24 protein-coding genes are annotated in these 26381 nt (G+C 60.5%); 6 read left to right on the top strand and 18 right to left on the bottom strand.

The genetic code is table 11. The features are described from left to right. Window positions 1–74 precede the first annotated feature (74 nt). Window positions 75–1352 (bottom strand): APC family permease, encoded by a 1278-nt coding sequence (locus tag ACNJX8_RS18600; RefSeq protein ID WP_439361627.1) that lies wholly within the window; start codon window positions 1350–1352, stop codon window positions 75–77. A 353-nt stretch (window positions 1353–1705) separates the two neighbouring features. Next, window positions 1706–1963, bottom strand: coding sequence for a hypothetical protein (locus ACNJX8_RS18595; protein ID WP_128933251.1), 258 nt, complete (start codon window positions 1961–1963; stop codon window positions 1706–1708). A gap of 698 nt (window positions 1964–2661) precedes the next feature. Between ACNJX8_RS18595 and ACNJX8_RS18590 the strand changes: the two genes are divergently transcribed. Further along, a complete protein-coding gene (locus tag ACNJX8_RS18590) occupies window positions 2662–2802 on the top strand; it encodes a hypothetical protein (protein ID WP_370985775.1) in 141 nt (46 codons plus the stop codon). Window positions 2803–2810: 8 nt separating this feature from the next. Here the strand turns inward: ACNJX8_RS18590 and ACNJX8_RS18585 are convergent, their stop codons facing one another. The 7 genes from ACNJX8_RS18585 to ACNJX8_RS18555 form a co-directional block, all read right to left on the bottom strand. Further along, complete coding sequence (locus ACNJX8_RS18585; RefSeq protein ID WP_128933248.1) at window positions 2811–3401, bottom strand: superoxide dismutase; 591 nt, start codon at window positions 3399–3401, stop codon at window positions 2811–2813. 407 nt (window positions 3402–3808) lie between these two features. After that, window positions 3809–4537, bottom strand: a complete 729-nt coding sequence (locus ACNJX8_RS18580; RefSeq protein ID WP_249756454.1) for a hypothetical protein — start codon at window positions 4535–4537, stop codon at window positions 3809–3811. Then, a complete protein-coding gene (locus ACNJX8_RS18575; protein ID WP_439361626.1) occupies window positions 4534–5910 on the bottom strand; it encodes an ABC transporter permease in 1377 nt (458 codons plus the stop codon). The genes ACNJX8_RS18580 and ACNJX8_RS18575 overlap by 4 nt, the downstream gene beginning before the upstream one ends. Continuing rightward, a complete protein-coding gene (locus tag ACNJX8_RS18570; RefSeq protein ID WP_439361625.1) occupies window positions 5897–6643 on the bottom strand; it encodes an ABC transporter ATP-binding protein in 747 nt (248 codons plus the stop codon). Before ACNJX8_RS18570 ends, ACNJX8_RS18575 begins: the two co-directional genes overlap by 14 nt. A gap of 593 nt (window positions 6644–7236) precedes the next feature. Further along, on the bottom strand, window positions 7237–10476 hold the full coding sequence (locus ACNJX8_RS18565) for an efflux RND transporter permease subunit (RefSeq protein WP_439361624.1): 3240 nt from the start codon (window positions 10474–10476) through the stop codon (window positions 7237–7239). A 3-nt stretch (window positions 10477–10479) separates the two neighbouring features. After that, window positions 10480–11688, bottom strand: a complete 1209-nt coding sequence (locus ACNJX8_RS18560; RefSeq protein ID WP_439361623.1) for an efflux RND transporter periplasmic adaptor subunit — start codon at window positions 11686–11688, stop codon at window positions 10480–10482. 36 nt (window positions 11689–11724) lie between these two features. Then, window positions 11725–12006: a metal-sensing transcriptional repressor gene (locus ACNJX8_RS18555; protein WP_091889643.1), complete on the bottom strand. Its 282-nt coding sequence runs from the start codon at window positions 12004–12006 to the stop codon at window positions 11725–11727. A gap of 198 nt (window positions 12007–12204) precedes the next feature. Here ACNJX8_RS18555 and ACNJX8_RS18550 point away from each other — a divergent pair, with 198 nt between their 5' ends. The 3 genes from ACNJX8_RS18550 to ACNJX8_RS18540 all read left to right on the top strand — a co-directional run bounded on the left by ACNJX8_RS18550 (window position 12205) and on the right by ACNJX8_RS18540 (window position 17055). Next, complete coding sequence (locus tag ACNJX8_RS18550; RefSeq protein ID WP_245473318.1) at window positions 12205–12972, top strand: sulfite exporter TauE/SafE family protein; 768 nt, start codon at window positions 12205–12207, stop codon at window positions 12970–12972. A gap of 78 nt (window positions 12973–13050) precedes the next feature. After that, the gene (locus ACNJX8_RS18545) at window positions 13051–14088 is read left to right on the top strand and encodes a Cj0069 family protein (RefSeq protein WP_439361622.1); all 1038 of its coding nucleotides are present in this window, start codon (window positions 13051–13053) and stop codon (window positions 14086–14088) included. Window positions 14089–14652: 564 nt separating this feature from the next. Next, window positions 14653–17055 (top strand): family 16 glycoside hydrolase, encoded by a 2403-nt coding sequence (locus ACNJX8_RS18540; RefSeq protein ID WP_439361621.1) that lies wholly within the window; start codon window positions 14653–14655, stop codon window positions 17053–17055. A 161-nt stretch (window positions 17056–17216) separates the two neighbouring features. On the opposite strand, the gene ACNJX8_RS18535 is transcribed toward ACNJX8_RS18540, so the two are convergent. Then, window positions 17217–19106 carry an FTR1 family protein gene (locus ACNJX8_RS18535; RefSeq protein WP_439361620.1) on the bottom strand — a complete coding sequence of 630 codons (1890 nt, stop codon included), beginning with the start codon at window positions 19104–19106 and terminating at the stop codon, window positions 17217–17219. A 357-nt stretch (window positions 19107–19463) separates the two neighbouring features. On the opposite strand from ACNJX8_RS18535, the gene ACNJX8_RS18530 reads away from it, so the two are divergent. Then, window positions 19464–19952, top strand: a complete 489-nt coding sequence (locus tag ACNJX8_RS18530; protein WP_439361619.1) for a Vgb family protein — start codon at window positions 19464–19466, stop codon at window positions 19950–19952. 53 nt (window positions 19953–20005) lie between these two features. On the opposite strand, the gene copD is transcribed toward ACNJX8_RS18530, so the two are convergent. Together copD and copC are read right to left on the bottom strand one after the other, a co-directional pair. After that, a complete protein-coding gene (copD, locus tag ACNJX8_RS18525; RefSeq protein ID WP_439361618.1) occupies window positions 20006–20938 on the bottom strand; it encodes a copper homeostasis membrane protein CopD in 933 nt (310 codons plus the stop codon). Beyond that, window positions 20935–21297, bottom strand: coding sequence for a copper homeostasis periplasmic binding protein CopC (gene copC, locus ACNJX8_RS18520; RefSeq protein WP_128955636.1), 363 nt, complete (start codon window positions 21295–21297; stop codon window positions 20935–20937). The genes copD and copC overlap by 4 nt, the downstream gene beginning before the upstream one ends. Window positions 21298–22107: 810 nt before the next feature. Here copC and ACNJX8_RS18515 point away from each other — a divergent pair. After that, on the top strand, window positions 22108–22668 hold the full coding sequence (locus ACNJX8_RS18515) for a hypothetical protein (RefSeq protein ID WP_439361617.1): 561 nt from the start codon (window positions 22108–22110) through the stop codon (window positions 22666–22668). 654 nt (window positions 22669–23322) lie between these two features. Here ACNJX8_RS18515 and ACNJX8_RS18510 read toward each other — a convergent pair. From ACNJX8_RS18510 to ACNJX8_RS18485, 6 genes are all read right to left on the bottom strand, one after another. Further along, window positions 23323–23832, bottom strand: coding sequence for a copper chaperone PCu(A)C (locus ACNJX8_RS18510; RefSeq protein ID WP_439361616.1), 510 nt, complete (start codon window positions 23830–23832; stop codon window positions 23323–23325). 8 nt (window positions 23833–23840) lie between these two features. Further along, on the bottom strand, window positions 23841–24290 hold the full coding sequence (locus ACNJX8_RS18505; RefSeq protein WP_439361615.1) for an SCO family protein: 450 nt from the start codon (window positions 24288–24290) through the stop codon (window positions 23841–23843). Continuing rightward, entirely contained in the window at window positions 24287–24457 is a 171-nt protein-coding gene (locus ACNJX8_RS18500; RefSeq protein ID WP_439361614.1) for a hypothetical protein, read from the bottom strand. The genes ACNJX8_RS18505 and ACNJX8_RS18500 overlap by 4 nt, the downstream gene beginning before the upstream one ends. 6 nt (window positions 24458–24463) lie before the next feature. Beyond that, entirely contained in the window at window positions 24464–24727 is a 264-nt protein-coding gene (locus ACNJX8_RS18495; protein ID WP_439361613.1) for a hypothetical protein, read from the bottom strand. Window positions 24728–25120: 393 nt separating this feature from the next. Further along, window positions 25121–25819: a TlpA family protein disulfide reductase gene (locus tag ACNJX8_RS18490; protein ID WP_439361612.1), complete on the bottom strand. Its 699-nt coding sequence runs from the start codon at window positions 25817–25819 to the stop codon at window positions 25121–25123. Between the two features lie 115 nt (window positions 25820–25934). Beyond that, a complete protein-coding gene (locus tag ACNJX8_RS18485) occupies window positions 25935–26378 on the bottom strand; it encodes a DUF411 domain-containing protein (RefSeq protein WP_128941254.1) in 444 nt (147 codons plus the stop codon). Window positions 26379–26381 lie beyond the last annotated feature (3 nt).

Raw genomic sequence — 26381 nt, 5'->3', positions numbered from 1 at the left:
GCTTCTGCCATCGCGACAGGTGGCCCTATCCGAGCACATGACGCCAGAAGACCTTGCGTCTCAGCCGACGACGATCAGGCAGACCGCCATTGCGGGTGCAGACGATGAAGCGCCAGACGGGCCAACGTTAATATGGTCAGGGTCCCTACCGCAGCGAGGACTGCGGCGTGAGGCATCGCTATGGTCAATCCGATGCAGCCCACGATGCCGTACCACGAGAAGATCGCCGGATAGTGGCGCTTCCGGACCGGCAGATTCAGCGCAGCATAGTGCGTGATGAAATACCAGACGAGCATAAAGGAGCCACCAACTTCGATGAGTGGCCGAAGATCAAAGATGAGAGCGGCGCTTGCACTGAGCAGGCCAAGGCCGATGACTGCACGACGAGGCGTCCGTGAACGCTGGTGAATTTTGCCCAGCCAGCTCGGGAGCTCGTGGGCCTCTGCCATCGGCAGAACGACACGCGAAGCACTCAGCATATCGCCCAGGATCTCCGCAAGCGCAGCGACGATCGCGCCGGCCAGGATGACCCATTTGCCCCACGGGCCGATTGCCTTCAAGGCGGCACCAAGCAGAGGGGTATCCTGCGCGCCGACCTCATCTGCCCCGAGCACGCCGAGAGTGACTGCTGCCGCGCCGACAAACATGACTGCCGCGATTGCCACACCTCCAATGATGGCGATTGGAATGGTACGACGTGGTTCCTTGACCTCCCCGGCCATGATGGCCATCCGCATAAACCCATCCCAGGTCCAAAAAAAGATAGCCGCGCCACTGGCGACGCCCATAAGTCCATTAGCACCTAAGACTGGCACAAAATGGCCCTGCTCGATTGCGTGGAGCGAGAACGCTCCGTAGATCGAGAGCACAGCGATGACCAAGAGCAGAAGGCTGATGAGCACCCGCGACGTCAGCTGGATTCCAAACAGGTTCAGAATGGTGATGGCCACCACCCCAGCAGCCGCGACGAAGTGAACAGGAATCCCCGGAATGACCTGTCCCAGGTACGTGGCGAAGGCAAGCGCGATCACACTCATCGAGATGAGGTTCTTCCCGAGATACCCGCAGCCTGCGATGAAGCCAAGCGTAGGCTGGTGGACATCGCGCGCCCATGTGAAAGCGCCCCCTTCAGTCGGATTGTTCACACCCAATTGTGTGGCGCTGATACCGGTGGCAAGGGCAACGCTGCCACCGAGGAGTATGGCAATCGGGATGCCGCTCCCTGCGGCTGCCGTGGCAGCACCGATCGTGGCAAAGATACCGATGCCAACCATCATGCCGGCGGTGAAGAGGGTTGCCGTTATCGGCCCGAGCTCCCGTCTTAAGCTCTGTTGTTGTCCATTCTTCGCCATCCGAGCGCACTCACGGCTCAATGCGAGAGGTTGTGTACCGCAGAGCGAACTTAGTTTTGTCCGGGCGGCTGCCTACCGCTTCAATCCTTTGCGCTTGCCATTCGATTCGCACCTGTCGGTCAGATTGTCTCAGAGTGTAAAGACATGGCTGCCTGTTAGTTCCACTTTGCCTTACATTGATCGAGGTGCCCCCCTGCACGTTGGCATTTCCACGATGCCGAGCGCAACCGGACCGCCGAAGCCAAGAAAGCCGAGACGCAGGAAGTGGAGTGTAAGCTCCGCCATACGGCCACGCTCGGGGATAGTGGTTGTTGTCATTTCAAATCCTTCGAAGAAATCGCTATTGGTGACCACTACTTCGGATCGGAGATCGCCTGGACAATGCCGTCCGACGGCGAGCCAAGTCCTTTCGGCGTCAGGACGACGTTCTTTCCCGCCGCGGTCACCTCGAAACAGCCGCCGTCGGGCTCCGGAAGATCGATGCAAAGGTCATCCCCTTGAATGGTCCACTTGCCGCGCTTCTTGCTGCCCATCGAATAGCTTCGGAGGGTCCCGTCGTGTTCATAGACATCACGATAATGGACCTCGTCGGTCACTTCCTTGCCCGACAATTTTGCTCGTATTTGCGCGCCAGATAATTTCTTGAGATTTTCCGCGGCAACAAATCCGGCATCGAGAGCAACGAGGCTCCCAATGCCGGCAAGTACCGCGATGAAGCTCCTTGTATGTAAGCTGCGCAACTTAAGCCTCGTTCACTTCTTGCAGGCCTTAAGGCACATTTGGTACTCGGTTTTGCAGGCCGGTCCGGCGTAGTTCTTCATGCACGCCTTTTGCTGCTCCGCGCATACCTTGCAGGATGTCTGAGCCTGCGCCGTCGCGTTCAGCGCAAAGAGACCAGCCAATATAGACAATATAAGAGGCACATTTCGCATTCGATCTTCCTTCCTGAGGGCACGATCACGTGGGCCAACCGTCTGGCCGATGGGATCGATCAGTTCTGCGATTCCTTGGTGCTGGCCGTCATGTCTAAGGCAGCTCGAAGACCCTTTGCCAGCTTCAGAGCATCGCGAGTCCGCACTGTTCATTGCTTGGCTTGGTGCGCCATAACCCTTGCGTCGAATGTCTCCTCATCCTTGTTGGCGCGCATCCTGATGTACGCCCCTGACATCCAGACTTCATTGCACACGAGCGATGGGCTGCTTGGCGTCGTCATACACAGCTTGTCGTTCCGAATTTTCCAGTTCCCGGTCCAAGAGCTTCCCGATTCTGAACCGACGAGAGCGCCATCCAGCCGGAGATACATGAACCAATGGGCCCCATCCGTGATGTCCTGGCCGACAACGCGAGCGCGGATTTGCTTTCCGTCCAGCATCTTGAACTGATCTTCGGCGCGAGCGTCAGCTATGAAAGCCAGCGCGGCCGAACAGAGAATCCACCGAACGCATCGTAGGCCGTGCCTCATTTCTGTATCCCGTCAAAAGCACGTTGCACGGCCGGCCAATTAATCGCCGCCATGAACACGTCCACGTAGTTCGCGGCCTTGGCGCCGTAGTCGATGTGGTACGAGTGTTCGTACATATCGAGCGCGAGTATCGGCGTGCCACCGGCCAGCGTGTGGCAGTGATCCGACGCCCACTGATTCACGAGCTTGCGGTCGCGGGGTGACCAAGTCAGCAGCACCCACCCGGAGCCACCGCCAAGTGCCTTGCCCATGGCAATGAATTCGGCCCGCCACCGGTCATACGAACCGAAGTCGCGAGCAAGGTCTTCCTTCAGATTTGCGCCCGGTTCGCTCTCATCGCCAAGACCATCAAAGAACACTTCATGCAGGATCATCGAGTTGGTCGCGATAAGCTGCTCGCGCTTCAACCCATTGATCAGGAAGCCCGGCGCGCTCGCGTAGTCGAGTTCAGCAAGCTTTTCGTCGATCAGATTCAACCGTTTGACCGCGCCGCCATAGTTGTTCTCGTAATGGCTGATAATCATCCGCTCCGACATCCCACGGATGCGGCTCGGGTCGCAGGACAACGGCTTCACGACATAGGTCATGGCAACCTCCCGACGCATGGCCTGGGTGGCATCCGGGCGCACAGAGTGCCAACCGGCGGCAGCGCGCTAGTAAGATCTGGGAATTTGTTGGATGTGATTGGGATAACGGCAGACATGATGCGCCCTTGGTGAAATCGGACGCGATTCTTGGGCATGTCGCCTCATGGGGAGATCGCTTCCCCATACCCAAAAAATAGAGCCGGCTGCGACAACTTGTCAATGCCGATAAACATTCATTTCGAAGCAGCGGAATCGCTCGCAGGGGAGCTGCGGACGCAACGCCTCAACGTCGCGCGGAGGGGGCGCACGCGAAACCAGCCCGCCCCGAACAGCGCGCCGCTGCCTGCCAGAATCCATTTCCTGTTCATCCATCTCCTTTTCTGACGAATCTCCCCGTTGTCATCCTTTCAGTTGCCGCCGGCAGCTACTGTGTAGTCCGCGAAATACATGTGGCTATCGGCCTTCGACCAGAGCCCGATCCGGCCCGAGACCGGTTGGGTCAGCGTGTGCTCCAGATAGAGCTTGCCATCGAGATAGCCTTCCACCTTCGTGCCTTTGACGCGGACCTTGAGGTCATGCCACTGCCGTGTCGCGGTCGGCGTATTGCGTACCCATTTGACGGAAGAGCGCTTGCCGTTCTCGAACTTCCACAGCACGATGTTATTCTCCAGACAGTTCGCGCGGACTGTCAGGTAGTCCCCGTTTGGCTTGAGATTGAATAGGATGCCGGCGCCCTGGTCGATACGACCGGACAACCCTTCAAAGCGCACCGAAATCTCGCCATCGCTGAAATTTTCGATTTTTGGCGCGACCGCGTAGGGATAGTAGGCGTAGGCCTGCACGCGATCGAGAAACTCAGCGTAGCGTTCACCGTAGAGAGCCCGTGCCTTGTCGGCGATACCTGCCGACGATTGCCCCTCCTTCCACTGCCGACCATCGACAGTGAGCACCTTCTTGCCGCCGTCCTGCTCGATCCTCCAGAAGCCCACCACTGGCACCAGCGACTTTGGTTCCCCACCGACCGTTTCATTCGAGAGGTCAATCTTGATTGGCTCCGCGGCTAAACAGGGCAATGCCGGCACCGCAAAGCCGATTGCCGCGAGGATGATCATTCCGAGTTTCTTGCAGGATCTCATGGCTTAACTCCTTGATGAACGAGAGAGCCTTTGTCTGGAGGGAGCCGGCGAACCCATCGCCACGCGAGCACGATCAGGAGCGGCAATCCGCCGAAGAACCACAGCAGCACCGCGTCTGCGCTGACGACCAGGGGATAACCGGGGTACTCTTCGCCGACGCTAGGCGCCGGCGGCTGCGTGCCCGCGAGCGCATATAGTAGCGGCAGTATCTCCCGCGAACTGGTGGAGCGGCTTACGTCGGTCCGATCACCGTAGACATATTCGATCTGACCATAGGCGTCTGATGGATTGGCAACGCTCGACCGCTCGCTTGCGAGAACAACGGTGACGTCAGGCATGGCGCGCTCGAGCTTCGCGAGGACGTTGCGTCGAAGATCGATATAGCGGGGGTCCTCGGCAGCGAGATTGACCTTGATGACCAAGGGCCGCCGAAGCGATGCGAGCAAACGTTCGTCTGCAGATGAAAAGGAGTTGCGACGATCTTCGCTCAGATCCCCGGATGCCCTGATCTGCGCCGCGACGGTGAGCGCAACGGCAATCACAAGCACACAAGACACAGAGCGAATGACTTTCGTCCGCACCGGTGTACCAGGAGGGAGCCAGACAACTGTCAGCGCAGCGAGCCCGCCAATGACGGCCGCTATGCCTAGCACGAGGCCGGCCGAAAGAAGCCCCTGCTCAAAGGGACGCAGCGTTTGGGTTAGCGACAATTGCAAAAGCCAGGCCGACAGACCAGAGCGGCCCGCGAGCGTGAAATCCAACACCCATGATCCTATCGTGACGGCGAGCGCGATGATGGCTGCAGTAGCCGAATTGTCGGCGATAACCGCGGCGAGCAGCCCGATGGCGCCGGCTAGCAGACCGTAGAGCAAATGACCCAATATAAGATTCAGCGTCTCGGGCGCAGCCAGATGGCCACCCAACATAGCCCACACGGCCAGCGCGGAAAGCGCAGGAATGCTCACCATGAACCAGGCTGCCAGTACGGCGCAGAATTTTGCGGCGATCAGCGTCGAGGGTCGGTACGGCAATTGGACCAGCAGGCGCAAAGCGCCACTTTCCTTCTCCTGGCCCAGCACGCGGATCGCCACGAAAGGGAATAGCAACGTCACAGCCACATAGAATGAGCCGAATGTCGGAACGAGGATTCCATCGAGGGGAGACAGGCTCCTCGCCAGGACTGGCGACTGGAGTGCCGCGGCGCTTGACTCGCTGTAGAGCGAGACTGCCTGGACGAAAGAGTATCCGACGAGCGGACAGACCAGCAGCAACATGGTCCAAATTGCCCGCCCGGCCGTGACCTCGCGGAGCTCCTTTGCGAGCAGCGGAACGATCGGTGCGGTCGGCCGCAGGTATGCCTCACGTGAGTGCAAGGAAGATATCCTCCAGTGAGCCGTTCGGCAGTCCAGTCTGCGCACGCAATTGAGCAAGTCCTCCAGATCCGCGCACCTGCCCTGCCGAGAGTAGGATGAAACGGTCACAGACCCGTTCCGCGTCCGGCAATTGATGGATGGAGAGGATCAGCGTGCGTCCGCGCGCCGTCTGGTCACGCAATAGACCCATGACGTGGCGCGTTTGCCGCAGGTCAAATCCGTCAAATGGTTCGTCCATCAGTAACAGGTCATGCGGCGCGAGCAGTCCGATGGTCAACATCAGCCGTCGGGCATAGCCCTTTGACAGAGCGTGGACGCGCTTTCGAAGCACCGGCTGTAACCCGAGCGCTTCGATGGTCGACTTGATGTCTGCTTCTGACCGTCGAAAGACGCTGCCGACAAACCACACGACCTGCAGGGCCGATTGGTCCTGGTACGGACGGACGCCATCAGGCAGGTAGAACAGGACGTCGCGTCGACGGCCCACGTGCAGCGGCTCTCCGCGCCAAAAGACGTCGCCTGAATTCACCGGTAGAAGTCCGGCAACGGCTTCCAGCAACGTCGTCTTGCCGGCGCCATTTGGACCGATGATGCCGAGGATTTCGCCCGCGATAGCAGAGAACGTCACACCGTCGATCGCGGTGCCATCGCTTCCATAGCGCTTGGTCAGGTTTCTCACGCCCAGCAGAGGCGCTGAACGGTCTGGCGAAAACCCGTCGTTGACGGTTGACATGCAGCGTCCTTCTCAGAAATCCGGACGCGATGCTTGGGCATGTCGCCTCATGGGGAGATCGCCGTCCCCATAGCGGCGACCTTGCCAAAGCGGAATTGCTTGTCAATTAGGAACCAGCGGAAGCGAGGCTCGCCAACTTGCCGGTTTGTTCACTTCAGCTTGATCGGGTTCCCGCTCACAGCTCTCTGTAGCGGCAACATGCGGCCAATCACGTTTCGCTCTCACAGCCAGCCTGATTTCAGCGCTTCTCATCACGCTCAGGATGCGCTCGCCAATCACGACCTACTGTTTGACGATCCTCGTCGGTCTTGCCAGCAGATCCATCGCCAGCACTTCGGTTGGCATTTTCCTGAGCCTTCCAGTCGCGCTCGATCTGAACACTCTCACCGCGCGCTCGCTCTTGGTCGCGAGATTGGTCCGATTGCTGGGGCGTGCGAGCTGGCTGCACCGGAACCGATTGCTCCTGCTTATATGTCTTGGATAACCCGGACTCCTCCGCATATCCGGGAGCGAGACTGCAGGACAGTAGTATTGCCGTTGTCATCGCGATAGGTTCGGTTGGCAAGGACTGAAAGCACGATAGGCCCTCTGGTCTATTCGGCTGCGCGTCGCGAGAGGAACTGATCGGATCTCTTCAATCGCAACGGCCGCTGCGCGAAATAGGCATAGAGAGCTGGTAAGACGACGAGGGTCAGCAGCGTCGCCGTGAGCAATCCACCGATCACCACGGTGGCCAGCGGCCGCTGCACCTCGGCACCCGTTCCCGTGGCGAGCGCCATGGGGACGAAGCCGAGCGAAGCGACCAAAGCAGTCATGATCACCGGTCGGAAGCGTATCAAGGCCCCCTCTTCGATCGCGGACCGGAGTTCGGCGCCGTCCTCGACCAGTTTGCGGATCTGGCTCAACATCACGAGCCCGTTCAGGACGGCGACACCCGACAACGCGATGAAGCCAACCGCAGCCGAGATCGAGAACGGCATGCCACGCAGCCATAGCGTGACAATACCGCCGGTCAGAGCGAGCGGCACGGCGCTGAAGACCAGAAGCGCATCGCGCGCGGAACCCAAGGCGCCGAACAGCAACAGGAAGATGAGAAGGAAGCAGCCGGGCACCACGACCATCAGCCGCTGCCGCGCGACGGAGAAGTTCTCGAACTGTCCTCCCCAGGCCAGATAAGTCCCAGGGGGAAGCTTGACCTGTTCTGCGACCTTGGCCTGTGCTTCGGCGACGAGCGAACCGATGTCCCGGCCGCGAACCTCAGCCGTCGTCACCACCCGGCGCTTGCCGTTTTCGCGGCTGATCTGGTTGGGCCCCTCGGTCTGCTCGAAGGATGCCAGTGTGCGCAGCGGAACGGAGGGGGCCGGCGCATTCGGATCGGCGTGCGGTAACGGCACTGGAAGCGCCTCCAGAGCGGTAATGTCGGAACGCAGCTTGTCGTCGAGCCGAACCACAATCTGGAAGCGGCGGTCGCCTTCGAAGACAAGCCCGGCCACTCGGCCTCCAATGGCCGTCTCGATCAAGTCCTGGATGGTTGCGAGGTTAAGCCCGCGGCGGGCGATTTCGGCCTTGTCGATGCGGATTTCAAGGAATGGAAGGCCAGTCGTTTCCTCGACCTTGACACTTTCGGCGCCCTCGATACGACGCAGCACATTGGCGATCTCCTGCGCGGTCCGCTGCATTTCGCTGAAATCGTCGCCGAACACCTTGACGGCAAGATCTTCCCGGACGCCCGCGATCAGCTCGTTGAACCGCATTTCGATGGGTTGGGAGAAGCCGACCTTGTTGCCCGGCAACTTGGTCGCTTCTGCCTCGATCTGCCGAATCAGGTCGTCCTTCGACAGCGACGGATCCGGCCATTCGCTCTGCGGCTTGACGATGATGTAGGTGTCGGAGGCGCTCGGGGGCATCGGATCGGCAGCGAGATCGGGCGTTCCCGTGCGCGAGAACACGAAGGAGACCTGCGGAAATTTGCTGATCGTCCGCTCGATCATGAGCTGCATCGCTTGAGCCTGCGACAGCGCCGTGCTGGGCACGCGCTTGACCTCCATGACGATGTTCTTTTCGTCAAGCGTCGGCGTGAACTCTTGACCAAGTCGACCAAAGAGGATCACCGCACCGACGAAGAGAACCACCGCCGTGGCCATGATCGGCCGCGGCGACACCACTGCCTTCGCCAGGACAGGCGCATAGATTTGCTTAAGCCAATGGACAATTGCGTTTTCCTGTTCGCGCACCGGCTTGGTCATCGCGATCGCAATCGCCGCAGGCACGAAGGTCAGTGACAGAACGAAGGCCGCAACAAGCGCGATCATCACAGTCAACGCCATCGGCTCGAACGTCTTGCCTTCGACGCCAGTGAAGGTCAGTAGCGGCACATAGACCAGGATGATGATGAGCTGGCCGTAGACCGTGGGTCTGATCATCTCGATTGCCGATACCGTCACGGTGTTGAGGCGCTCGGCAGGCCTAAGGGTCCGGCCGAGCTTGCGCTGGTGTTCTGCCAGATGGCGCAGGCTGTTCTCCGTGATGATGACGGCACCATCGACGATCAGGCCGAAGTCGAGCGCGCCAAGGCTCATCAGGTTCGCGCTGAGCTTGGTTCCCAACATGCCTGTTACCGTCAACAGCATCGTGACTGGGATGACGCCAGCGGTAATCAGCGCCGCACGGAAATTGCCGAGCATCAGGAAGAGCACTGCGATCACCAGCAGCGCACCTTCGGCGAGGTTGGTTGCAACAGTCCGAATGGTGGCGTCAACCAACTGCGTGCGATTAAGCACGGTCCGCGCCTTGATGCCCGGCGGCAGCGTGCGGCTAATCTGCTTGATCTTGGCGTCGGCAGCGGCTGCCACCGTGCGGCTATTGCCACCGATCAGCATAAGCGCTGTTCCGAGCACGACTTCTTGCCCATCGACGCTGGCACTGCCGGTCCGCAGCTCGCGCCCGATCTCGACATCGGCGAGGTCCTGGATGCGCACGGGAATTCCTCCCCGCGTCGTCACGACAATCTGCCTGATGTCCTCGAGATTCTCGACCCGGCCGCTGGCGCGGACCACGACGCCCTCGCCGTTCTGCTCGATGAAGTTGGCGCCGCGGCTAACATTGTTGGCCTCGATCGCGGCGATCACCTGGCCGAACGATAGCCCATAGGCGTTCAGCCTGAGCGGATCGGGGTGCGCCTGAAACTGTTTAACGAACCCGCCGATCGCATCCGCTCCGGCCACGCCGGGCACTGTCTTCATTTGCGGGCGGATGATCCAGTCCTGCACCGTACGGAGATAGACGGTACGCTGAAAGTCATCCGTCAACCGCTCGCCTTCGGGCGTGAGATAGCTGCCATCGCTCTGCCACCCGGGCTTGCCGTCCTCGATTGGTCCCATCTCGCCCGGCTTGGCATACTCGACCGCCCACCAGTAGATCTCACCAAGGCCGGTGGAGATCGGCCCCATGCGAACGTCGACAGCGGGAGGAAGATTGCTTTTCGCTTCGTTCAGCCGTTCGGAAACCTGCTGACGCGCGAAGTAGATATCGGTGCGATCGGCGAATACGGCCGTGATCTGCGCAAAGCCGTTGCGCGAGAAGGATCGCGTCGATTCCAGGCCTGGCGTGCCCGCCAGCGCCGTCTCGAGCGCGACTGTCACCTGCTTTTCGATTTCGGCTGGCGTCAAGGCCGGGGCGGTCGCGTTGACCTGGACCTGCACGTTCGTGACGTCGGGGACGGCATCGATCGGCAGTTTCGTCATCGACCAGAAGCCGGCGCCGGCGGCAACCAGCGTCACCAGCACCACGAGCCAGCGCCGACGAACTGAGAAGTCGACAATCCAGGCGATCATTGCTCAGTCCTCGTCGCGGGGCTTGGACAGCTCTGCCTTCAGCGAGAACGTGTTCGACACGGCGATGGTCTCACCAGCAGCAAGACCAGAGGCGATCTCAATGACCTCACCGTCGCGCTCGCCGGGCATCACGCCGCGCACTTCGAACCCATCCTTGCTGCGAATGAAGACCACCCTCCGTCCATTCACCGTCTGAAGCGCGCCGATCGGTACCACGACATCTGCCCGGTGATCATTCAGCGCAATCGCCGCAGTAACGAAGGACCCTGGCCGCCAGCGGCCGTCCGGATTGTCCAGCGCCGCGACGACGCGCGCGCTGCGGGTCTCCTTCTCAAGCAGCGGCGACACGAACACGATTTTGCCAAAAGCGGTTTCCGGCATTCCCCGCCCCGTGATCCGGACAGTTTGGCCCTCTTTCACCAATGGCAGGTCGCTGGACGAGACAGCCAGTTCGACCCATACGCGGCTCAGATCGACAATGACAAAGAGCTCGGTTTCAAGATTGTCGCGGCCGACTGCCGTTCCGAGCTCGACTCTGCGCGCGGCAACCCGGCCCGAGATCGGCGCGCGAACGTTTTGGCTCCGCAGCGAGATTTCTGGCGCCTGCGGCAGCCCCGCAATTTCATTTTCCTGCACGCCCAACGCCAGCAGCTTTTGGCGGGCGATGTCCAGGCGCATGGCGGTCTGCGCTGCCGCATTGCGGGAACGAATATATTGCAGCTCCGGCGCTGCGCGGCCTTCCCACAATAGCTTGTCTCGTCCTGCGAGATCTTGTTGCAGTTCGTTCGCAAGTCGAGCGGCCAGATATTCGCTCTTGGCGTCCGCAACTTCGCGGCTCTCAAGCGAAGCCAGAATTTCGCCCTGTGCGACGATATCGCCGATGTTCTTGCGAAGCGCGGCAACGGTGCCGGACAGCTTCACCGAGACGTGCGCAACCCGGTCCGCGTCTGGAGCAACGGTTCCGGGCACCAAAAGTCGCCTGGCGATGCTGCCCGGTCCCACCTGCACCTGCTCGATTTTGGCGAGAGCAATTCGCTCGTCGTCCATCCGGACGACAGGCTGACGTTCGGCCTCGGGTGTTTTGGCCTCCTGCCGCGGCTGCTCGGCGGCAACTCCCACGGCTTTCCGCAGGGCCGGCATGCCTGGTGCCCAAAGGGCAGATGCGACGCCCGCTGCGAACACCGCGACCAGGATAAACGGTCGGAAGGACATACGTTTCTCTTCAATACCGGCGCGGCGCGCCGCCGCTCAGAGGTAACGCGAGATCGCCTTGAATTCGGCGAGCACGGTCTTCGTGGATTTCGACGAGCCGCCGTTCGCTGCCGCGTCGAGGCAATTGTCCACGTGATCGTGGATGAGCGCCCTCTTCGCCTCGCCGATGGCCTTCTCAACCGCATGAAGCTGCTGAGCGAGATCTAGACAGCCGCGCCCCTCGCCGAACATCTCGATGACTCTGTGGAGGTGCCCCTCGGCGCGCTTCAGCCGCTTGACGATCTCCGGATGACTTTCGTGAACGTGTTCTTTCGCCATGCACATATCCTATCCCCCCTGAGGGGATATGTCGAGCGTTGCTCTCTGATGCCATCTTGTAGGCAGATCAACTAATCCACCCTTCAGGGACAAAAGGTCGCTCACCGCGCACATTGAAAACGTCAATTGAGCTTTCTCGGCGTTCGGACTAGTGTGCCTCTGGGGATGTAGCAGCCTCCCCGTCAAGTGGGTCATCCCATGCAAGAGCTGTTCGCTTTGTTTTGGAGCGAACACATGGATGGGATGTCTTTTGAACTTCCGCTTTTCATCGTTGCGACCTTCGCCGGTGCGCTCGTTGCCGGCCTTTCCGGGTTTGCATTTGGCCTGATCGCCGCCTCGATCTGGCTCTATATCCTTACTCCCGTGCAAACCGCCAGCTTGATCATCGCCTTTGGGCTGATCGTGCAGGGATACTCCGTATGGAAATTACGTGGTGCTCTGGACTGGAGACGGCTCTGGCCGTTCATCCTTGGTGCAGCACCCGGCGTGCCGGTTGGGGTAACAATGTTGACCTGGGGCGATCCTGGCCACGTCCGCGCGGGTGTCGGCGTGTTTCTCGTTCTCTATAGCCTTTATGCCCTGTTTCGTCCTGCGATCGAGCCCTTGAAATCGCCGGGCACCGCAGTCGATGCCGTTGTCGGATTCCTCAACGGGGCGCTGGGCGGCATTACTGGGCTCGCCGGAATCCTCGTCACAATCTGGTGCGGACTGCGCGGGTGGCCCAAGGATGTGCAGCGTGCGGTGTTTCAACCCGTTGCGGTGGCGACGTTCCTACTGAGTGCGCTTTGGATCGGCGCCAAAGGTGCGTTGAGCGCGGAGACGATCAAGCTCTTTCTGATCGGACTGCCGGCCCTGTTCGCCGGCACTTGGCTTGGTCTCAAGTTGTTCGGCCGTGTCAGCGAGGCCGCATTCCGCAAGATTGTATTGGTGCTGCTGTTGGCTTCGGGCGCGGTCCTAGTCGTCTAGCGTCGCGCTGGCCTAGCCCTTGTCCTGTGCAGAACCAACACACAATCATATGGATCAATGAATCAGGAGCCGCTTTCCATGCTTGAACCCACAGCTTGCCTTGGCCGCATCGCCATCCTGTGGCGCGGAGATGAAGCGGCGCGCCGCAGTGCCTCGCCAGAGACCAGCCGGTTCAGTGCCGTATTCGCGGCGCTCGCCGATGTCGGCGTTGATGCGAAACCGGTGGTCTATGAGGACGATGTCCTCGACGCCGTCCGAACACAGCTCGCCACGTTCGATGGCGTGCTCGTGTGGGTCAATCCGATTCACGAGGGGCGCAACCGCGCCAATCTTGACGCGCTGCTGCGCGAGGTCGCGGCGCGCGGCATCTGGGTGAGCGCCCATCCCGATGTCATCCTCAAAATGGGCACCAAAGATGTGCTCCATCGCACCCGCATGATGAGCTGGGGCTGTGACACGGCCCTCTATCGAACGCTCGAGCAGATGAGTGTGGAATTGCCCTTGCGACTCGCCGCAGGTCCGCGCGTGATCAAGCGCAACCGCGGTAATGGCGGCCAGGGTGTCTGGAAAGTCGAGGCGCTGGCAGGTCCACCCGACGGGCTGATGGTACGCGTGCTTGATGCCACCAAGGAAGGATCGGAGGACATCGCATTGGACGAGTTTCTTAAGCGGTGCATCGAGTATTTCGAAGACGGTCCTGTGATCGATCAGCCGTTCCAGCCACGCCTGAGCGAAGGGGTGGTCCGCTGTTATATGGCAGGCGATCGCTGCGCGGGCTTCGGCTATCATAAGGTCAAGGCCCTGGTTGACGAACCGACCGCGCGCGCGAAAGCCGGACCGCGGCTCTATGCCAACAAGGCCGACCCGCGCTTCCAGGGCCTGCGCCGGTTGATGGAAGACGAGTGGACGCCGCAGCTGACTTCCTTGCTGGACATCCCGAGGAGCGATCTCCCGATGATCTGGGATGCAGACTTCATGCTGGGCCCGCCTTGCTCCAACGGGAGCGACAGTTACGTGCTCGGCGAGATCAACGTCAGTTCAGTCTTCCCGATCCCGGATGACGCGCCGGCAGAGATCGCCCGCCGCGTCGCGGATAGACTGCAGGCGAAGCTCTGAATGTCGACTGTGTCATAGCTTCGGAAGCTGACCACATCGCGCTGCTCGGCTCCGGCGTGCAGCCAGCGCAGGCGCTGAGTGTCTCTTTCGCTCGCGCTGACGATGCGATCGAGCGGCAACACATTTCGGTCTGGCTCTTGGTTGACCGGCGGCTCACTCACAAGGCCACTATGCGCCCAAGCGGCCCTCCCGGCCAAGTCGCAGTTTCACCCGCAGGCGACTGGCAGCATTTCTGTCGTTCTGGCGCTTAGGTCTGCTTCTGTGGAGCAGCTCACTGCAACCGCCGCGAAGTCTATCAGCCCTGCGAGATCACCCGCGGGGTCACGGAGCTGAAATCGCACTCATGTGTGAACCGGCTCACCAATCGTGCCGGCAATTTGTCGTATCATTTCTCTCCGATCGCGCTCCAAGCGTGTGGCAGGTCTTCGTCGCGTGTCTCGCTTGACCCCTGAGGCGCCTCCTCTGCCTTGCTGCGGAGGCGCGGCCTAACGATCGAAAGCGACACGGCCGGACCAAACCGTCTCGCGCACCGCGGCGATCTCAACGCTTCGAAAGGAACCCTCCATGCTCACCTTTCTGCGGCAAGACGCTTCCATTCCGGTCGATATTCAAGACACCGAGTTCACGCGGGATCTGCTCGGCCGATACGTGTGCAGCACCTATGACGAAGCAGCGAATAACGGCGGCAAGCCGTTTGATGTAGTTGTCATCGGCGCAGGCATGTTCGGCGCCTATGTCGCCGACAAGATCTATCGCGGCAGCGCCGACCAGAACCTCCGGGTGCTCCTGCTCGACGCGGGAGGCTATTTTGCTTCAACGCACGTGCAGAACATGCCGCATCTCGGGCTGAATGCGCCGGACACCGCGCTGGTCACGCGTAACGATCAAGATCCGGGTGGGCGCAATGGCGTCTGGGGCATTCCTTGGCACAGCAACGAGCCGTTCACCGGGCTAGCCTACTGCCCGGGAGGCCGATCGCTGTTCTGGGGAGGCTGGTCGCCGCGGCTCACGCCGGCTGATCTGGCTGCGTGGCCCAAAGGCGCGCGAGATTTTCTGACAGCGAACTACCCGGACGTCGAGTTCGAAATCGGCGTTCAGGACAAGGCGGACTACCTCTCGGGTCCGCTCAATGCGGCGGTCAATGCAGCGCTCCAAAGCGTAGCGAGCGGCGCGAACATTCCCAATGTGACCGTCGATGTCGTCGAAGAGGCCCCGATCGCGGTGCAGGCAGGCTCACCGGGGCCCGGCCTCTTTTCCTTCGACAAATTCAGCAGCGGACCCATGCTGCTGGAGAGCATCCGCGACGATATCGCGAAACGTTGGACGTTGAACGATAATTCGCGGCGGCGATTCTTCCTCGTTCCGCGGTGCCACGTGATCCGGCTACAGAACAGCGGGGGCAAGGTCACGGGCATCGATCTCACCTACAATGGTCAGTTTCGATCGCTCTCCGTTCCGACAAACCTCAGTCCCGATTGCCAGGTCATTCTGGCGGCGGGGACGATCGAGTCGACACGGCTGGCGATCGAGTCGTTCCCGATCAATCGTGGTGCGTACAGCATGGGCGCCAACTTCATGGCGCATCTGCGCACGAATCTGACCGTGCGCGTCAAGCGCAGCGCGCTCGGGCTCGGAGCGGTCACCACACTTGAGCAGGGCGGAGCCATCGTGCGCGGCGAGATCACGAATCCGGACGGCAGCAAACGCCGCTATCATTTCCAGGTGCTCGCATCGGCCGAGAAAGGACAGAACCCGGAAGCAACGATGTGGACTATGGTGCCCGACATCGACCTGTTGCGGAACCTGCTTTCGAACGAGGACCCGGATTGGGTGGCGATCGTTTTTCGCGGTCTCGGTGAAATGGACGGCGACAAGAGCGCAGGCCCGGGCGGCGTCACGAGCTTCGTGAACCTCACCAATGCGGCCGATCCGCTTCAAAACGACGGCATGAGCGCGCGCGCGTGGGTCAATTTCACGCCGACGCCAAACGACTACGCGGCCTGGAGCAAACTCGCCAGCGCGGCGGTCAGCCTGGCCGGACGCCTCGGCAAGAACGCCGGCGACGTTCAGTACCTGTACAATGGCGGCTGGCAAAGCGCCCCGCCCGCCGATCCGTTTGGTGCCACCAAGGACCAGTTGGGCAATACGCATCACGAAGCGGGCACGTTGTGGATGGGCGAGGATCCGGCCACATCGATCACCGACTCCAACGGACGATTCCATCACATCTCCAACGCCTATGTTGCTGGCCCTGCTGTGTTCCCCACCGTCGGCTCGGCGAATCCGTCTTTGACCGGCCTTACGCTCGCGCGTCGGACGAGCGCCGCCGTCGTTGCGGCATCGACGCCGACGCCTTTGGCGCGTTTCAAGCCGCTCTACGCAGGAAGCTTGGCAGACTGGCAGATGTCGGGGTCCGGAAGCTTCCTGCAGGTGTTCGACATTCTCGAGTCCGTCGGCGGGCCCGGATTGCTCTGGTACACGCGCGAGAGCTTCTCCGACTTCGTGCTCGAGCTGGAATGGCAATACGCCAACCGCACGGACAACTCCGGCGTTTTCATCCGCGTGCCCAACTTGAACAGTTCGAATCCGAACGATTGGACGGCCGCAATCGACCAAAGCTACGAGATCCAAATCGATCCCCGTGGATACAACTCCGAAAAGAATATGGAGAACGATCCGCTGCGAAGCACGGGCGCCATTTACAACATCAGTGCCGCGACCCGCAGCGATGTTGCGAAAGGCCCGTGGCAATGGAACAGGTTCCTGATTGAGGCGGTCGGAAACCGCATCAAAGTGACTCTTAACGATGTGCTCGTGAACGACTTCACGGATCCCACGTCCCGGTCTCTTCGCGGCCACATCGCGCTACAAAACCATCACGATGGATCGAAGGTGCAATTCCGCAACATCCGCATCAAGACGGTGTTGCCGGGAGTCACCGAGCTGCCTGTCCCAAGGGTCGCCTAGTCTTCGCCGTTCTGCACAAGATGGGGCGCTCCGCCGGAGCGCCCTTGGCAGTTGCGCGATCTGCGTCGGAGGGCGGTCGCATTTGCTGTGATTTCAACGGCTTATCGAAATGGGCAAAACCGACTTCGTCATCCTGGTCACTGCCACCGCCAGGCCTCATCCTATGCGACCTTTCGACGATTGAGGCCGAAGCCTATCGCCAGAGCCGCAATCATGAGTAGCTGGGCCGCGACCGTTTGCGTGGTTGGGAACAGACCAACCAACGAGATGCGTGGCACCAAGCGTAACGGCGCGATGCTAACGATGCCGGCCTCTTGCAGGGCTGCGATGCCCTTGCCAGCCAGCACGACCGTCAGAACCGCCATGAGCCACGAACTGTAGGTGAAGAACTTGCCGATTGGCAGCCGGCGACTATAGCGCAGCATCGCCCACGCGATAAGCGCCAGCGCCGCGCACGCGCTCAGCGCGCCTGCGAGTATCACGCCGCCGTTTCCCTGGGTCCATAGCGCCGCGTAGAAGAGGATCGTCTCGAATACCTCGCGGTAAACCACGATGAAAGCGAGCCCGAACAGAAACCAGGCCGAACCACCGGACAACGCCTTTGCCATCCTTTCGCGAATGTAGCGCCGCCATTGATCGGCTTGTGCCTTGCCGTGCATCCAGATGCCAACCGATAGCAGAACGACGGCGGCGATTACCGACCCGAATCCCTCCGTCAGCTCCCGGCTCGCGCCGCTGATTCCGATCACCCAGGTCGCAACGACCCAGGTCAAGAAGCCGGCGACGAGCGCGCCTACCCAACCCGCATGGACGTAGGGCATGACCTCCATCCGCTCGGCCTTGCGGAGGAAGGCGATCATCGCAACGACGATCAGCAGCGCTTCCAGTCCTTCGCGCAGCAGGATCGTTGCCGCTCCGAGAAACGTTGAGAGGCCGCTTGCCGCATTGGGGGAAAGCGACGCCTCTGCATCATCGAAAAGATCGTCGAGGACCTGTACGCGATCGGCGAGCGCATCGGCATTTTCTCCGCTCTGGATGGCGGCACGGTAGTCGCCCATCGCGCCCTCGATCCGCTCCAGAAGCGCACGATTGCGCGCCCCCAGCGCCGGTTCGACCGGCTCAAACCCATCGAGATAGGCAGACAAAGCCAGCTCGCCCGCATGCTGGCGGTCCCCCGCACGATAGGCGGCAAGGCTCTCGGTCAAGCGGCCGCGCACCCGCGACAGGGATCCGGTCTGCTGCTGCGTGACCGTTTCTGGATGGCGACGCAAATAGGCCATGAGAGCGTCGGCCTTGTCCTGTCCGATCTTGCTCGCCAGCGCTGCGGGCGTCGTTCCGACGAGCGTCTTCAGATCGGGAACGAGCCTATGAAGCGAGGCGTCCTGCTTCCACAGCCGCTCGCCTTCGGCCGCAGCGGCATCGACGAAGGCGAAATGACTGGCGTAGAGGGCCAGCGCCCAACGGTCATCGGTCGGAAGGCCGTCGAAGCTCGGCATCGCCGTACCATCAAGTCCCTGGGTGATCACCTGATAGAGGGCGAACACGCTGCGCTGGCGAGCACGCTCGGCGTCCGTGAACGCTATGGGCGGCGTATCAAGCTTGACGGCATCTGGTCCATGGCCGTCGCCCGCGTCTCCATGGCAGGCGGCGCAGTTCTGACCGAACAACGCTGCGCCGCGTGCGAAGTCCGGAACCTTGTTCGGCGCCAGCGGCACGGGGTAGGTCGCCAGCAACGCAGCCGCCAGGCCATGCGCTATAGCTGCTACTTGCTCGGCGTCAGACTTGTCTGCGATGGCGCGCTGCAGGCGGGCAGCTTCCGTCGCAAGCGCTTGCCGTTCCGGCTTAGGTGGGAGTGCAGCGATCTTTGCGGCAACGGTCGCCGCGAACTCATTCTGCTCGGCATATTCGGAAGGGCTTAAGACCGAGCCATGTGATACGGCGCCGGCGTAATCCACCGCAATGTAATCCAACAGTCGCCACGTGGTTTCGACATCGCTCGTCTCGGCCCTCGCTGCGCCGCAGAATACCAGAGCGACCAGCGTGGCAAGCACTGCGAGACGCGGCGGTAAAGATAGCATGCTCACCGGGATGCCAAATTGAAGGTTGGGTCCGAGGACGGTCGTACCGCCGGTTTCGGATCGGTGCAATTTGAGACGTTCTAATTCAGCTCCAGGTCAACTTCTTTTGAGGCATGTGCGCCGGCCTTCTCGCCGCGGTAAGCGCTCCCGCTAACCGCGCCGGGCGAGTAGCGGCGACGACAGCAAGCGTCGCCTTTGCGCCATCGGCTCCGCCCTTCTCCGGCGCGCCAGCAATTAACGCGATACGGCGTCCGAAAGACTGCTAGACTTAAGTTTCGGAGTTCGTGAGATCGTGCTTCGGCGCAAGGCCCACCCTACGTGGAGAAGGCCATGAGATTTGCGGTCGCTTCATTGTTGCTGGCAATTGCGCTCGGATTGGGTGCGGCCGTGGGAATTATGCCTGCTGCTGCCCAGACCTTCACTGAATTCATGCTACCTCCCGTCAGCCGTCCGTCCGCAATCACCACTGGACCAGACGGTGCGCTCTGGTTCACCGAGGCAGCGGGCAAGATCGGGCGAATGACCATCGATGGCAACATCACCGAATTCCCGATCAAGGGCGGCGGTGTTTTGCATTCCATCACGACGGGGCCTGACGGCGCGCTGTGGTTCACCGAGTTCACGGCGAAGAAGATCGGGCGCATTCCGCGCTGCATCGTTGGCAACAGAATCGGTCGGATCACGACCAGCGGTTCAGTCACCGAGTTCGCGATTCCTTCGGACGGTAGCGAAACCCACAGCATCACGACCGGGCCGGATGGCGCGCTGTGGTTCACTGAGTATTATGGGAGCAGAATCGGACGCTTGGTGCTTCCTTGATCGTCAACGGTTCGTTGCGATTGCACGATCGGCGTCCCCACGATGCATTAACTTCACGAACCATGCATGGCGGGGTCTAATGTCCCCAACACGCTGACGACGCCCACGACGACTAGGCCCACCACCTGCTCCCCAAGAACGTGACCGCGAAGCTTTGCCAGCATGCTTTCGGACCCGTTCGCAGTCGGCGATTGGGCCATAGCCGGAACAAGCCAGAACCGGTTGGCGGCAGCCAACAGCACCATTAGAACGAACAGCCCCGATTTCACCAACAGCAGCTGACCGTAAGTCGTAGAGATCAAGTGCGGCAGAGAGCCGACGAGGAACCAACTATTGATCGAACCGGAGGCAAGGAGGACCGCTACCGCAGCGTAGCCCATTCCTGAGAAGCGCGACAAGACGCGCACCACTCCTCTATTCGGTACCCTAACCTTCTGATTGGAAGCGAGAAAGAGACTTAGAGGTAAAAGACCGCCCAGCCAAGCGCCGGCCGCAAGCAGGTGCGCTACGTCGCTAGTGACGTGAATGCGTGCCGAGGTCCCTTCGTTGACCTGGGTGTGCCCAATTCCGGCCAATGACACGAGGAGGATCGCTGCGAGAAACGTCACAATTGCGATCGCACGACGGTTCAAGTGAGATACGCCAGGCAACTGGATCGCCGCAACGAGGAGAATCATAAGCGGTGCGCGCACCGCCCATACGTGACCGAAATCGGTGTCCCATAGCACTGATGCCAACGTGTCACGATCCACGGCGTCTGCAAGCTCCCCGGACATGTTCGCCACGGTCAAGCCGAACCAGGCAAGGCCGCTTAAGAGCGCGCCAAGCGCGGCCGTGATCAGGATAGGATTCAGTTGGCGCCCAAGTCGCTCTGAGCTGTCGGCGCTCAGGCACGAATAGAGCGGGAAGAGTGCAGCACCGAAGGAAATAATGACGCAGGCCAGATGAACGAAGCGGGCGGCAACGAGGCCCGCCTCCAGCATCATTGCGAAACCTTGAACGAGAAGTGGCCCTTCACCTTGTGGGTATCGGCTGAAACAGCATGCCACTCGACGTCGTAAATTCCGGCAGACAGCGACTTGACGATCGGAACGACAAGCTGTCGCTTATCATTCGGATCGATGGATGGACTTTCCGTCTGGATGAGAGCGCCCCTGCTGTCCTTGATTGTCAGCCCTGAGAATTTAGGGATGACATTCTCGCTGAAGGTCAATCGAACCTCCTTCGGAGGCGGTACCGTGGCATCCTGTCCGGGATTGCTGGCTTGGAGGGCCGGGTGAGCGTAGGCCGATCCGGCCATGAGACCACTCACAAGAATAGCCAAGCTCGCGACAACACGTAGCATCGTCTCTCCTACCTAATTCGCACTCGTTCGGCCTAATTCGCGCACGTTTGGATATCGCCTTATGTCCAAATCCGGTCGCCGTATCAGCCTTTTTCGCTGGGCACAATCCATTTGCGGCGCAAGACGCCTGCGGATCATGTCCTAGTCATCGTGATCGCCACCATTCCAGTCATGGTGCGGGCCACGGTGCCAATCGTCATGGCGCCCCTCGTGCGGGCCGTTGTGCCTGCCATAGTGCCAGCCATAGTAGGATCCCAATGGAACCCGCTGTGCTGACCATAATGCGGTCCGGAGTGCCAATCGTGGTGCCAGCCGGAGTGCCAATCGTGTTCGCGGGGTCGGTACCAGCCTTCCTCATCATGGGCACTCGCGGCGTGCGTCAACGTCACAAGTAGCGCGGCTGCGCTGAGGAGGCACAACACCGGTCTTAGGCTCTTCTTTTGAAGCTCGTTCGCGTCCATCATCGTCCTCCGCAAGCGTGAACTGACTCGTAACCGTAAGAGATCCCATCCGATGGACATTTTCGAAGAGGCGAGCTGAACGAGATCGGAACGGCAAGTTTAATCTTGGTTCATCGGCCCCTGCCCGTCCGGCACGATTGGACCGACGGACTTCACCTCCGGATTGCCGCCTCCATTTGGTGCAGCGCGTTGCAGCAATTGCGGTCGCGTCCCTGAAACTATGGAGCGGCATCTGCATAAGCATTCCGCTCGCGCTTCGCGCGGGTGTAAAATGTCAGCAGAATGTGCGTCCCGTAGTCGGATTATTGGTCGAGATCAGGCAGGCCCTCAACAACCAGGAGTAACGACCATGAAAACCACCACTAATTTGTGCTTGGGGGCGACGTTGGTTCTCTGCATCGCAACCTCAAGCTCAACTCTCGCCATGGCTCAAGGAATGCAAGGCATGGGTGCCGACATGATGCAAGAAGGCAGCGCGTCCAGGGCTACAACTTCCAACATGCCCGAGCATGGGATGAGACAAGGCATGATGGATTCCGGGATGATGCGACGCGGCATGGAGCAAGGCATGATGTGTCCTATGATGGGCGGCATGATGCAGGGCGGCATGGGCCAAGGGATGATGGGGTCCAACATGATGGGGCAAGGAATGATGGGCTCCGACACGACGCGCGGCGGCACAGGCGGAATGTTTGGATCGCACGTGACCCCGATGATGAACCTGTCCGTCGAGGACGTGCGAAGCTATCTCGGCGTGCAGCTCGAGCGGCTCAACAATAAGCGGCTGAAGATTGGTAACGTCAGTGCCGACGGCGGGAGTATTAGTGCCGCGATCGTTACTGTCGACAATTCACTTGTGCAAAACCTGAAAGTCGACCGCCACACAGGGACCATTGAGTACGAAAACTGAAGCAATTTCTCGCCGGATGAGAGTTGGATGCAATCTGTCCCGCTGTGCCGATTGCGATAAGCCCCCGCTGGGTGGCCTGTCTGAGAAATGCGAGGAGATCAGCGCGTTGCTGATCATTCTTGATCCCTACGAACGTCATCTCATTGCCGGGTACGAAATGTTGCGGGTCCTTAAGCCACTGGTCGAGGGTGCCGATCGTTCCAGAGCACTCCCGAACTCTTCAGGGCGGAAGAGTAACGTGGGAAGCTTGCCAAGGCTCCTGCCTTGCGATTCCAAAGCTCCGCCAGACTTGGCCCGTCATATTTCGGTTTGGCTCGAGCGAATGGCAGGCGGCGCACGCGGTAAATACGTGCTGGCCGCACGTCGCATCTGCTTCGCCCGGCCGCGCTCGCGAACATCGTGATGAGCGCACATCATTGCCTCCCTCGGATCCAGGCGCTTATCGTGGTCGCGCGCTGCCCTCGTACATGAATGTCATCGGCTTCGGGCCGCGCATGTATCCGGTCTCGAGTCGATCGAACTGGAAACCGGCGCCCTCGATCGGCACTCCATAGCGACATCGCGGTCGTCCTGAAGACGCTATTTCACTGATCCTTGGGCGACAGATTGCCAGTTCGCTGGAGGCCGCATCATCAGGCTCAAGCTCAACCAACCTCATTCTTTCATCGTGTCGTCGTGATGATGCATCATGGGAGCCATGTCACTGGGCCGCATGGCGCCGACCTTCGCGACCGGAACCGTGACGTCGACTTTGCCCGCCTTGGCAAACGTCAAACTTAGAGAGAAAGTCTGACCTTCTTTGAGCGGCTGCTTCAAGTCGACGAGCATAATGTGCATGCCGCCCGGATCGAATGTGGTCTTTGCATGAGGTACCAGATCGACGACAGGCATTTCGCGCATACGGGACATGCCATTCTCTTCTGTGGTGCTGTGAAACTGAACCTTGTCTGCGACCGGCGTCGTCGCGCCCAACAACTGGTCTCCGGCTTCGCCGTTATTGATCAATATCAAGTAGGCTGCGCCGGTCTTCGCTCCTCCGGGCGTTGCTCGCGCCCATGGGCGCTCGACTACGACTGAACTCGCGCTTGAGGTCTGCGCGTTAACCTGAGCGCCGGCTATCAAAGCCAATGCGATGCTCAAGATCAGCTTGAATGGTCGTTTCATCAATCGTCCTATCCGTTCTTGTGGGTCATTTGCTTGCGCAGCCAGGCAGCAATCTCTTCGCCGCCTTCGCTGCTCTGGATCACATTCGCGAATCGCCCCTGTGGATCCATCAGATAGAGGTACGCGCTGTGCGAGACCGGATAATCGGCGTTATCCACTTCGGATTTCTGCGCTTCGGCGTACACGCGATATGCCTTCAGCACGCCGTCGATCTGCGCCTGGTTTCCAGTCAGGCCGACGATGCGAGAATCAAAGGACTTCAGGTAATCAGTCATGACGACAGGGGTGTCGCGCTGGGGGTCGACCGTGATAAAGAGCGGTTGGAGCTCGCTGGCATTTGGGCCAAGCTTTTCCAAGGCCGCGCTCATGTTGGTGAGCGCGGTCGGACACGCATCCGGGCAGAAGGTGTAGCCGAAGTAGATCAGAAGCCACTTGCCGCGGTAGGTCTCATCGCTCACGTCTTGCCGTCGGTCGTTACCAGCGTGAACGGCCCGCCAATCGCTGCCGTGCCAGACGTGACGACCTTCGGATACGGAGTCGCCACAAACCATGCCTCAGCCAGCGCGATCGCGCCGGCGGCCGCAACGAGAGCTATGATGGTCAGGCGTCTGGTTCGTGTCTTCATCGACAGCTACTGTTTGGCCTTGGCATCCGGCGATCGAGGAGCGCGCCACTGGTCGTTGGGTCGGCCACCGCTGTCATCTCTGTCCATCATCGCGCCGCAATGGTTCATCATCCCTATCCGTTCCATCATTCCGCTCCCCCGACTCATCATTCCGACCATCGTCGTGGAGCTGGACGAGGCGTGATCGTCGGCATAGAGAGCCGGAGCCATGGTCACTGCGGCGACCGAGAACGCGGCGAATACAAGCAGAGTTCTAGCGGTTGATTGCATGTTCGGTCTCCTTTCGTCGGTTTCCGATTTCCACAGGCTCGCCGCGCGTTCTTTCGGCGGCGTCCCAGGATTTCGGTCTGGACCCCGACCCTGAGCGACATCTGCCGTTGCCTGGTCAAGGACCGGAGAATTCGTTGCTGCCAGCCGACATTCGCTGCGCTTTGTGATGTGGAGGTTGCGCAAGAGCGGCCGATCAGGCGGTTCATGCACAGACCGAGCCCGCACATCACCAAGCATGGCAGTACGCTCAGCAGGACGGGCGCAATACCGGCAGCCACGAGCCAGTTCCATCCGAACGCGGTGCCGGCGATCACGGCGATAACCGCGAGGATAACCAGTGCGCGCCGCTCCCCAAGATAACGCCAGGGCCGCCACGCGCGTACAGCAGAGAAATCATCTGCTCTTATTTTCGTCTGAGGAGTCATCAGCTGTTTCTCTATCGAGGATCACTTCGTTAATGGGCGACATCAGCCAGTCGAACACACGCCGGAGCAGGCCGAGCGACGCGTGCAATCGATCAGGGTCTTGCCGCTGAGCGAAGCGATCGCTGGTCATGACGGCTCGGAGCGTGCCGGCGATTTCTGGGGAATCCCACTCGGCCGGGCCAAGCGCGCGCCCGACTTCCTGGCCAGCGCGATCGATAATGAGCGTCGTCGGCAAGCCGATCGCGCCTACAGCACGCAACGTCTGCCCGGAAGGGTCGGTGTAAACGGCAAGGTTGCGAATGGTGACCTCGGAGTAGAACTTGCGGACGGCTTCGTGCCCGCCGCGATCCACCGAGAGAGGTACAACTTCGAGCTCGGCCCCGCCCAAGGCCGCTTGCAGCCGATCGAGCGCGGGCATTTCCTTTCGGCAGGGCACGCACCAGGTGGCCCAGAGATTGAGGACCACGACCTTTCCTTTGAAGTCAGCCAGACTTCGCGGTCGGCCTTCCTCATCACTGAACTGAACAGCGGCGACAGGTCTTGGGCTGTTATGCAGGACCACCTTTTTCGCTGGCTCCTGAGCAACGGCCAATTGAGTGGCCGCTGCGAGTGCGATTGCGACAGCGATCGCGGACTGAATCCGGCCGATACAGGGGACAAGCATCATTGCTGCTCAACCTTTCCGATCGATGGCAGGATCGCATCCACAAGCCGTTTGGGGACGATCGTTGGCCAACGTGCTTGTGGGGCGATGCGGGCCGACCTCGCCCGCTACCGACTGGCTACACGGTGGCGTAGACGGTCGGTGCCTTGCCATCCTTGGTCACGGCGTAGATGACGAATTTCTGCGTCTTGGGGCCGGTCATGCCGGGGGAGCCGGTCGGCATCCCTGGAAGGGTGATCCCCGCAATCGGCGGCCGCTCGGACAGAAGCTTACGGACCACCTCCACCGGGACATGCCCATCGACCACGTAGTTGCCAACGAACATCGTGTGACAGCCCTGATACTTCGCTGGCACGCCGGCGTTCTCGCTGATCTCGGCGAGGTCGTTAGTGGGCTTCACATCAACGGTAAAGCCGTTCTGCCGCAGGTATGCGGCATACCCCTCGCAGCAACTGCATTGCGGGTTCTTGTACAAGGTCGCTGGGGTTGGCGCGGCAAGCACCGGCAGCGGCGGCAGGAGCGTCGTTAGCGCAGTACCAAGGAAGAATGTCCGCCTGTTCATGTA

It is taken from the genome of Bradyrhizobium sp. SPXBL-04 (assembly GCF_051853035.1).
GTDB lineage: Bacteria > Pseudomonadota > Alphaproteobacteria > Rhizobiales > Xanthobacteraceae > Bradyrhizobium > Bradyrhizobium zhanjiangense.
The sequence above is the reverse complement of the archived record's forward strand: the minus strand, read 5'-3'. Positions and strand labels throughout refer to the sequence as shown.

What these genes read in the sequence shown, in the direction of transcription:
- ACNJX8_RS18600 (WP_439361627.1), bottom strand. Translation starts at nt 1,352, where the DNA reads ATGGCGAAGAATGGACAACAACAGAGCTTAAGACGGGAGCTCGGGCCG.
- ACNJX8_RS18590 (WP_370985775.1), top strand. Translation starts at nt 2,662, where the DNA reads ATGGGCCCCATCCGTGATGTCCTGGCCGACAACGCGAGCGCGGATTTG.
- ACNJX8_RS18585 (WP_128933248.1), bottom strand. Translation starts at nt 3,401, where the DNA reads ATGACCTATGTCGTGAAGCCGTTGTCCTGCGACCCGAGCCGCATCCGT.
- ACNJX8_RS18580 (WP_249756454.1), bottom strand. Translation starts at nt 4,537, where the DNA reads ATGAGATCCTGCAAGAAACTCGGAATGATCATCCTCGCGGCAATCGGC.
- ACNJX8_RS18570 (WP_439361625.1), bottom strand. Translation starts at nt 6,643, where the DNA reads ATGTCAACCGTCAACGACGGGTTTTCGCCAGACCGTTCAGCGCCTCTG.
- ACNJX8_RS18565 (WP_439361624.1), bottom strand. Translation starts at nt 10,476, where the DNA reads ATGATCGCCTGGATTGTCGACTTCTCAGTTCGTCGGCGCTGGCTCGTG.
- ACNJX8_RS18560 (WP_439361623.1), bottom strand. Translation starts at nt 11,688, where the DNA reads ATGTCCTTCCGACCGTTTATCCTGGTCGCGGTGTTCGCAGCGGGCGTC.
- ACNJX8_RS18555 (WP_091889643.1), bottom strand. Translation starts at nt 12,006, where the DNA reads ATGGCGAAAGAACACGTTCACGAAAGTCATCCGGAGATCGTCAAGCGG.
- ACNJX8_RS18550 (WP_245473318.1), top strand. Translation starts at nt 12,205, where the DNA reads ATGCAAGAGCTGTTCGCTTTGTTTTGGAGCGAACACATGGATGGGATG.
- ACNJX8_RS18545 (WP_439361622.1), top strand. Translation starts at nt 13,051, where the DNA reads ATGCTTGAACCCACAGCTTGCCTTGGCCGCATCGCCATCCTGTGGCGC.
- ACNJX8_RS18540 (WP_439361621.1), top strand. Translation starts at nt 14,653, where the DNA reads ATGCTCACCTTTCTGCGGCAAGACGCTTCCATTCCGGTCGATATTCAA.
- ACNJX8_RS18530 (WP_439361619.1), top strand. Translation starts at nt 19,464, where the DNA reads ATGAGATTTGCGGTCGCTTCATTGTTGCTGGCAATTGCGCTCGGATTG.
- copD (WP_439361618.1), bottom strand. Translation starts at nt 20,938, where the DNA reads ATGATGCTGGAGGCGGGCCTCGTTGCCGCCCGCTTCGTTCATCTGGCC.
- copC (WP_128955636.1), bottom strand. Translation starts at nt 21,297, where the DNA reads ATGCTACGTGTTGTCGCGAGCTTGGCTATTCTTGTGAGTGGTCTCATG.
- ACNJX8_RS18515 (WP_439361617.1), top strand. Translation starts at nt 22,108, where the DNA reads ATGAAAACCACCACTAATTTGTGCTTGGGGGCGACGTTGGTTCTCTGC.
- ACNJX8_RS18510 (WP_439361616.1), bottom strand. Translation starts at nt 23,832, where the DNA reads ATGAAACGACCATTCAAGCTGATCTTGAGCATCGCATTGGCTTTGATA.
- ACNJX8_RS18500 (WP_439361614.1), bottom strand. Translation starts at nt 24,457, where the DNA reads ATGAAGACACGAACCAGACGCCTGACCATCATAGCTCTCGTTGCGGCC.
- ACNJX8_RS18495 (WP_439361613.1), bottom strand. Translation starts at nt 24,727, where the DNA reads ATGCAATCAACCGCTAGAACTCTGCTTGTATTCGCCGCGTTCTCGGTC.
- ACNJX8_RS18490 (WP_439361612.1), bottom strand. Translation starts at nt 25,819, where the DNA reads ATGATGCTTGTCCCCTGTATCGGCCGGATTCAGTCCGCGATCGCTGTC.
- ACNJX8_RS18485 (WP_128941254.1), bottom strand. Translation starts at nt 26,378, where the DNA reads ATGAACAGGCGGACATTCTTCCTTGGTACTGCGCTAACGACGCTCCTG.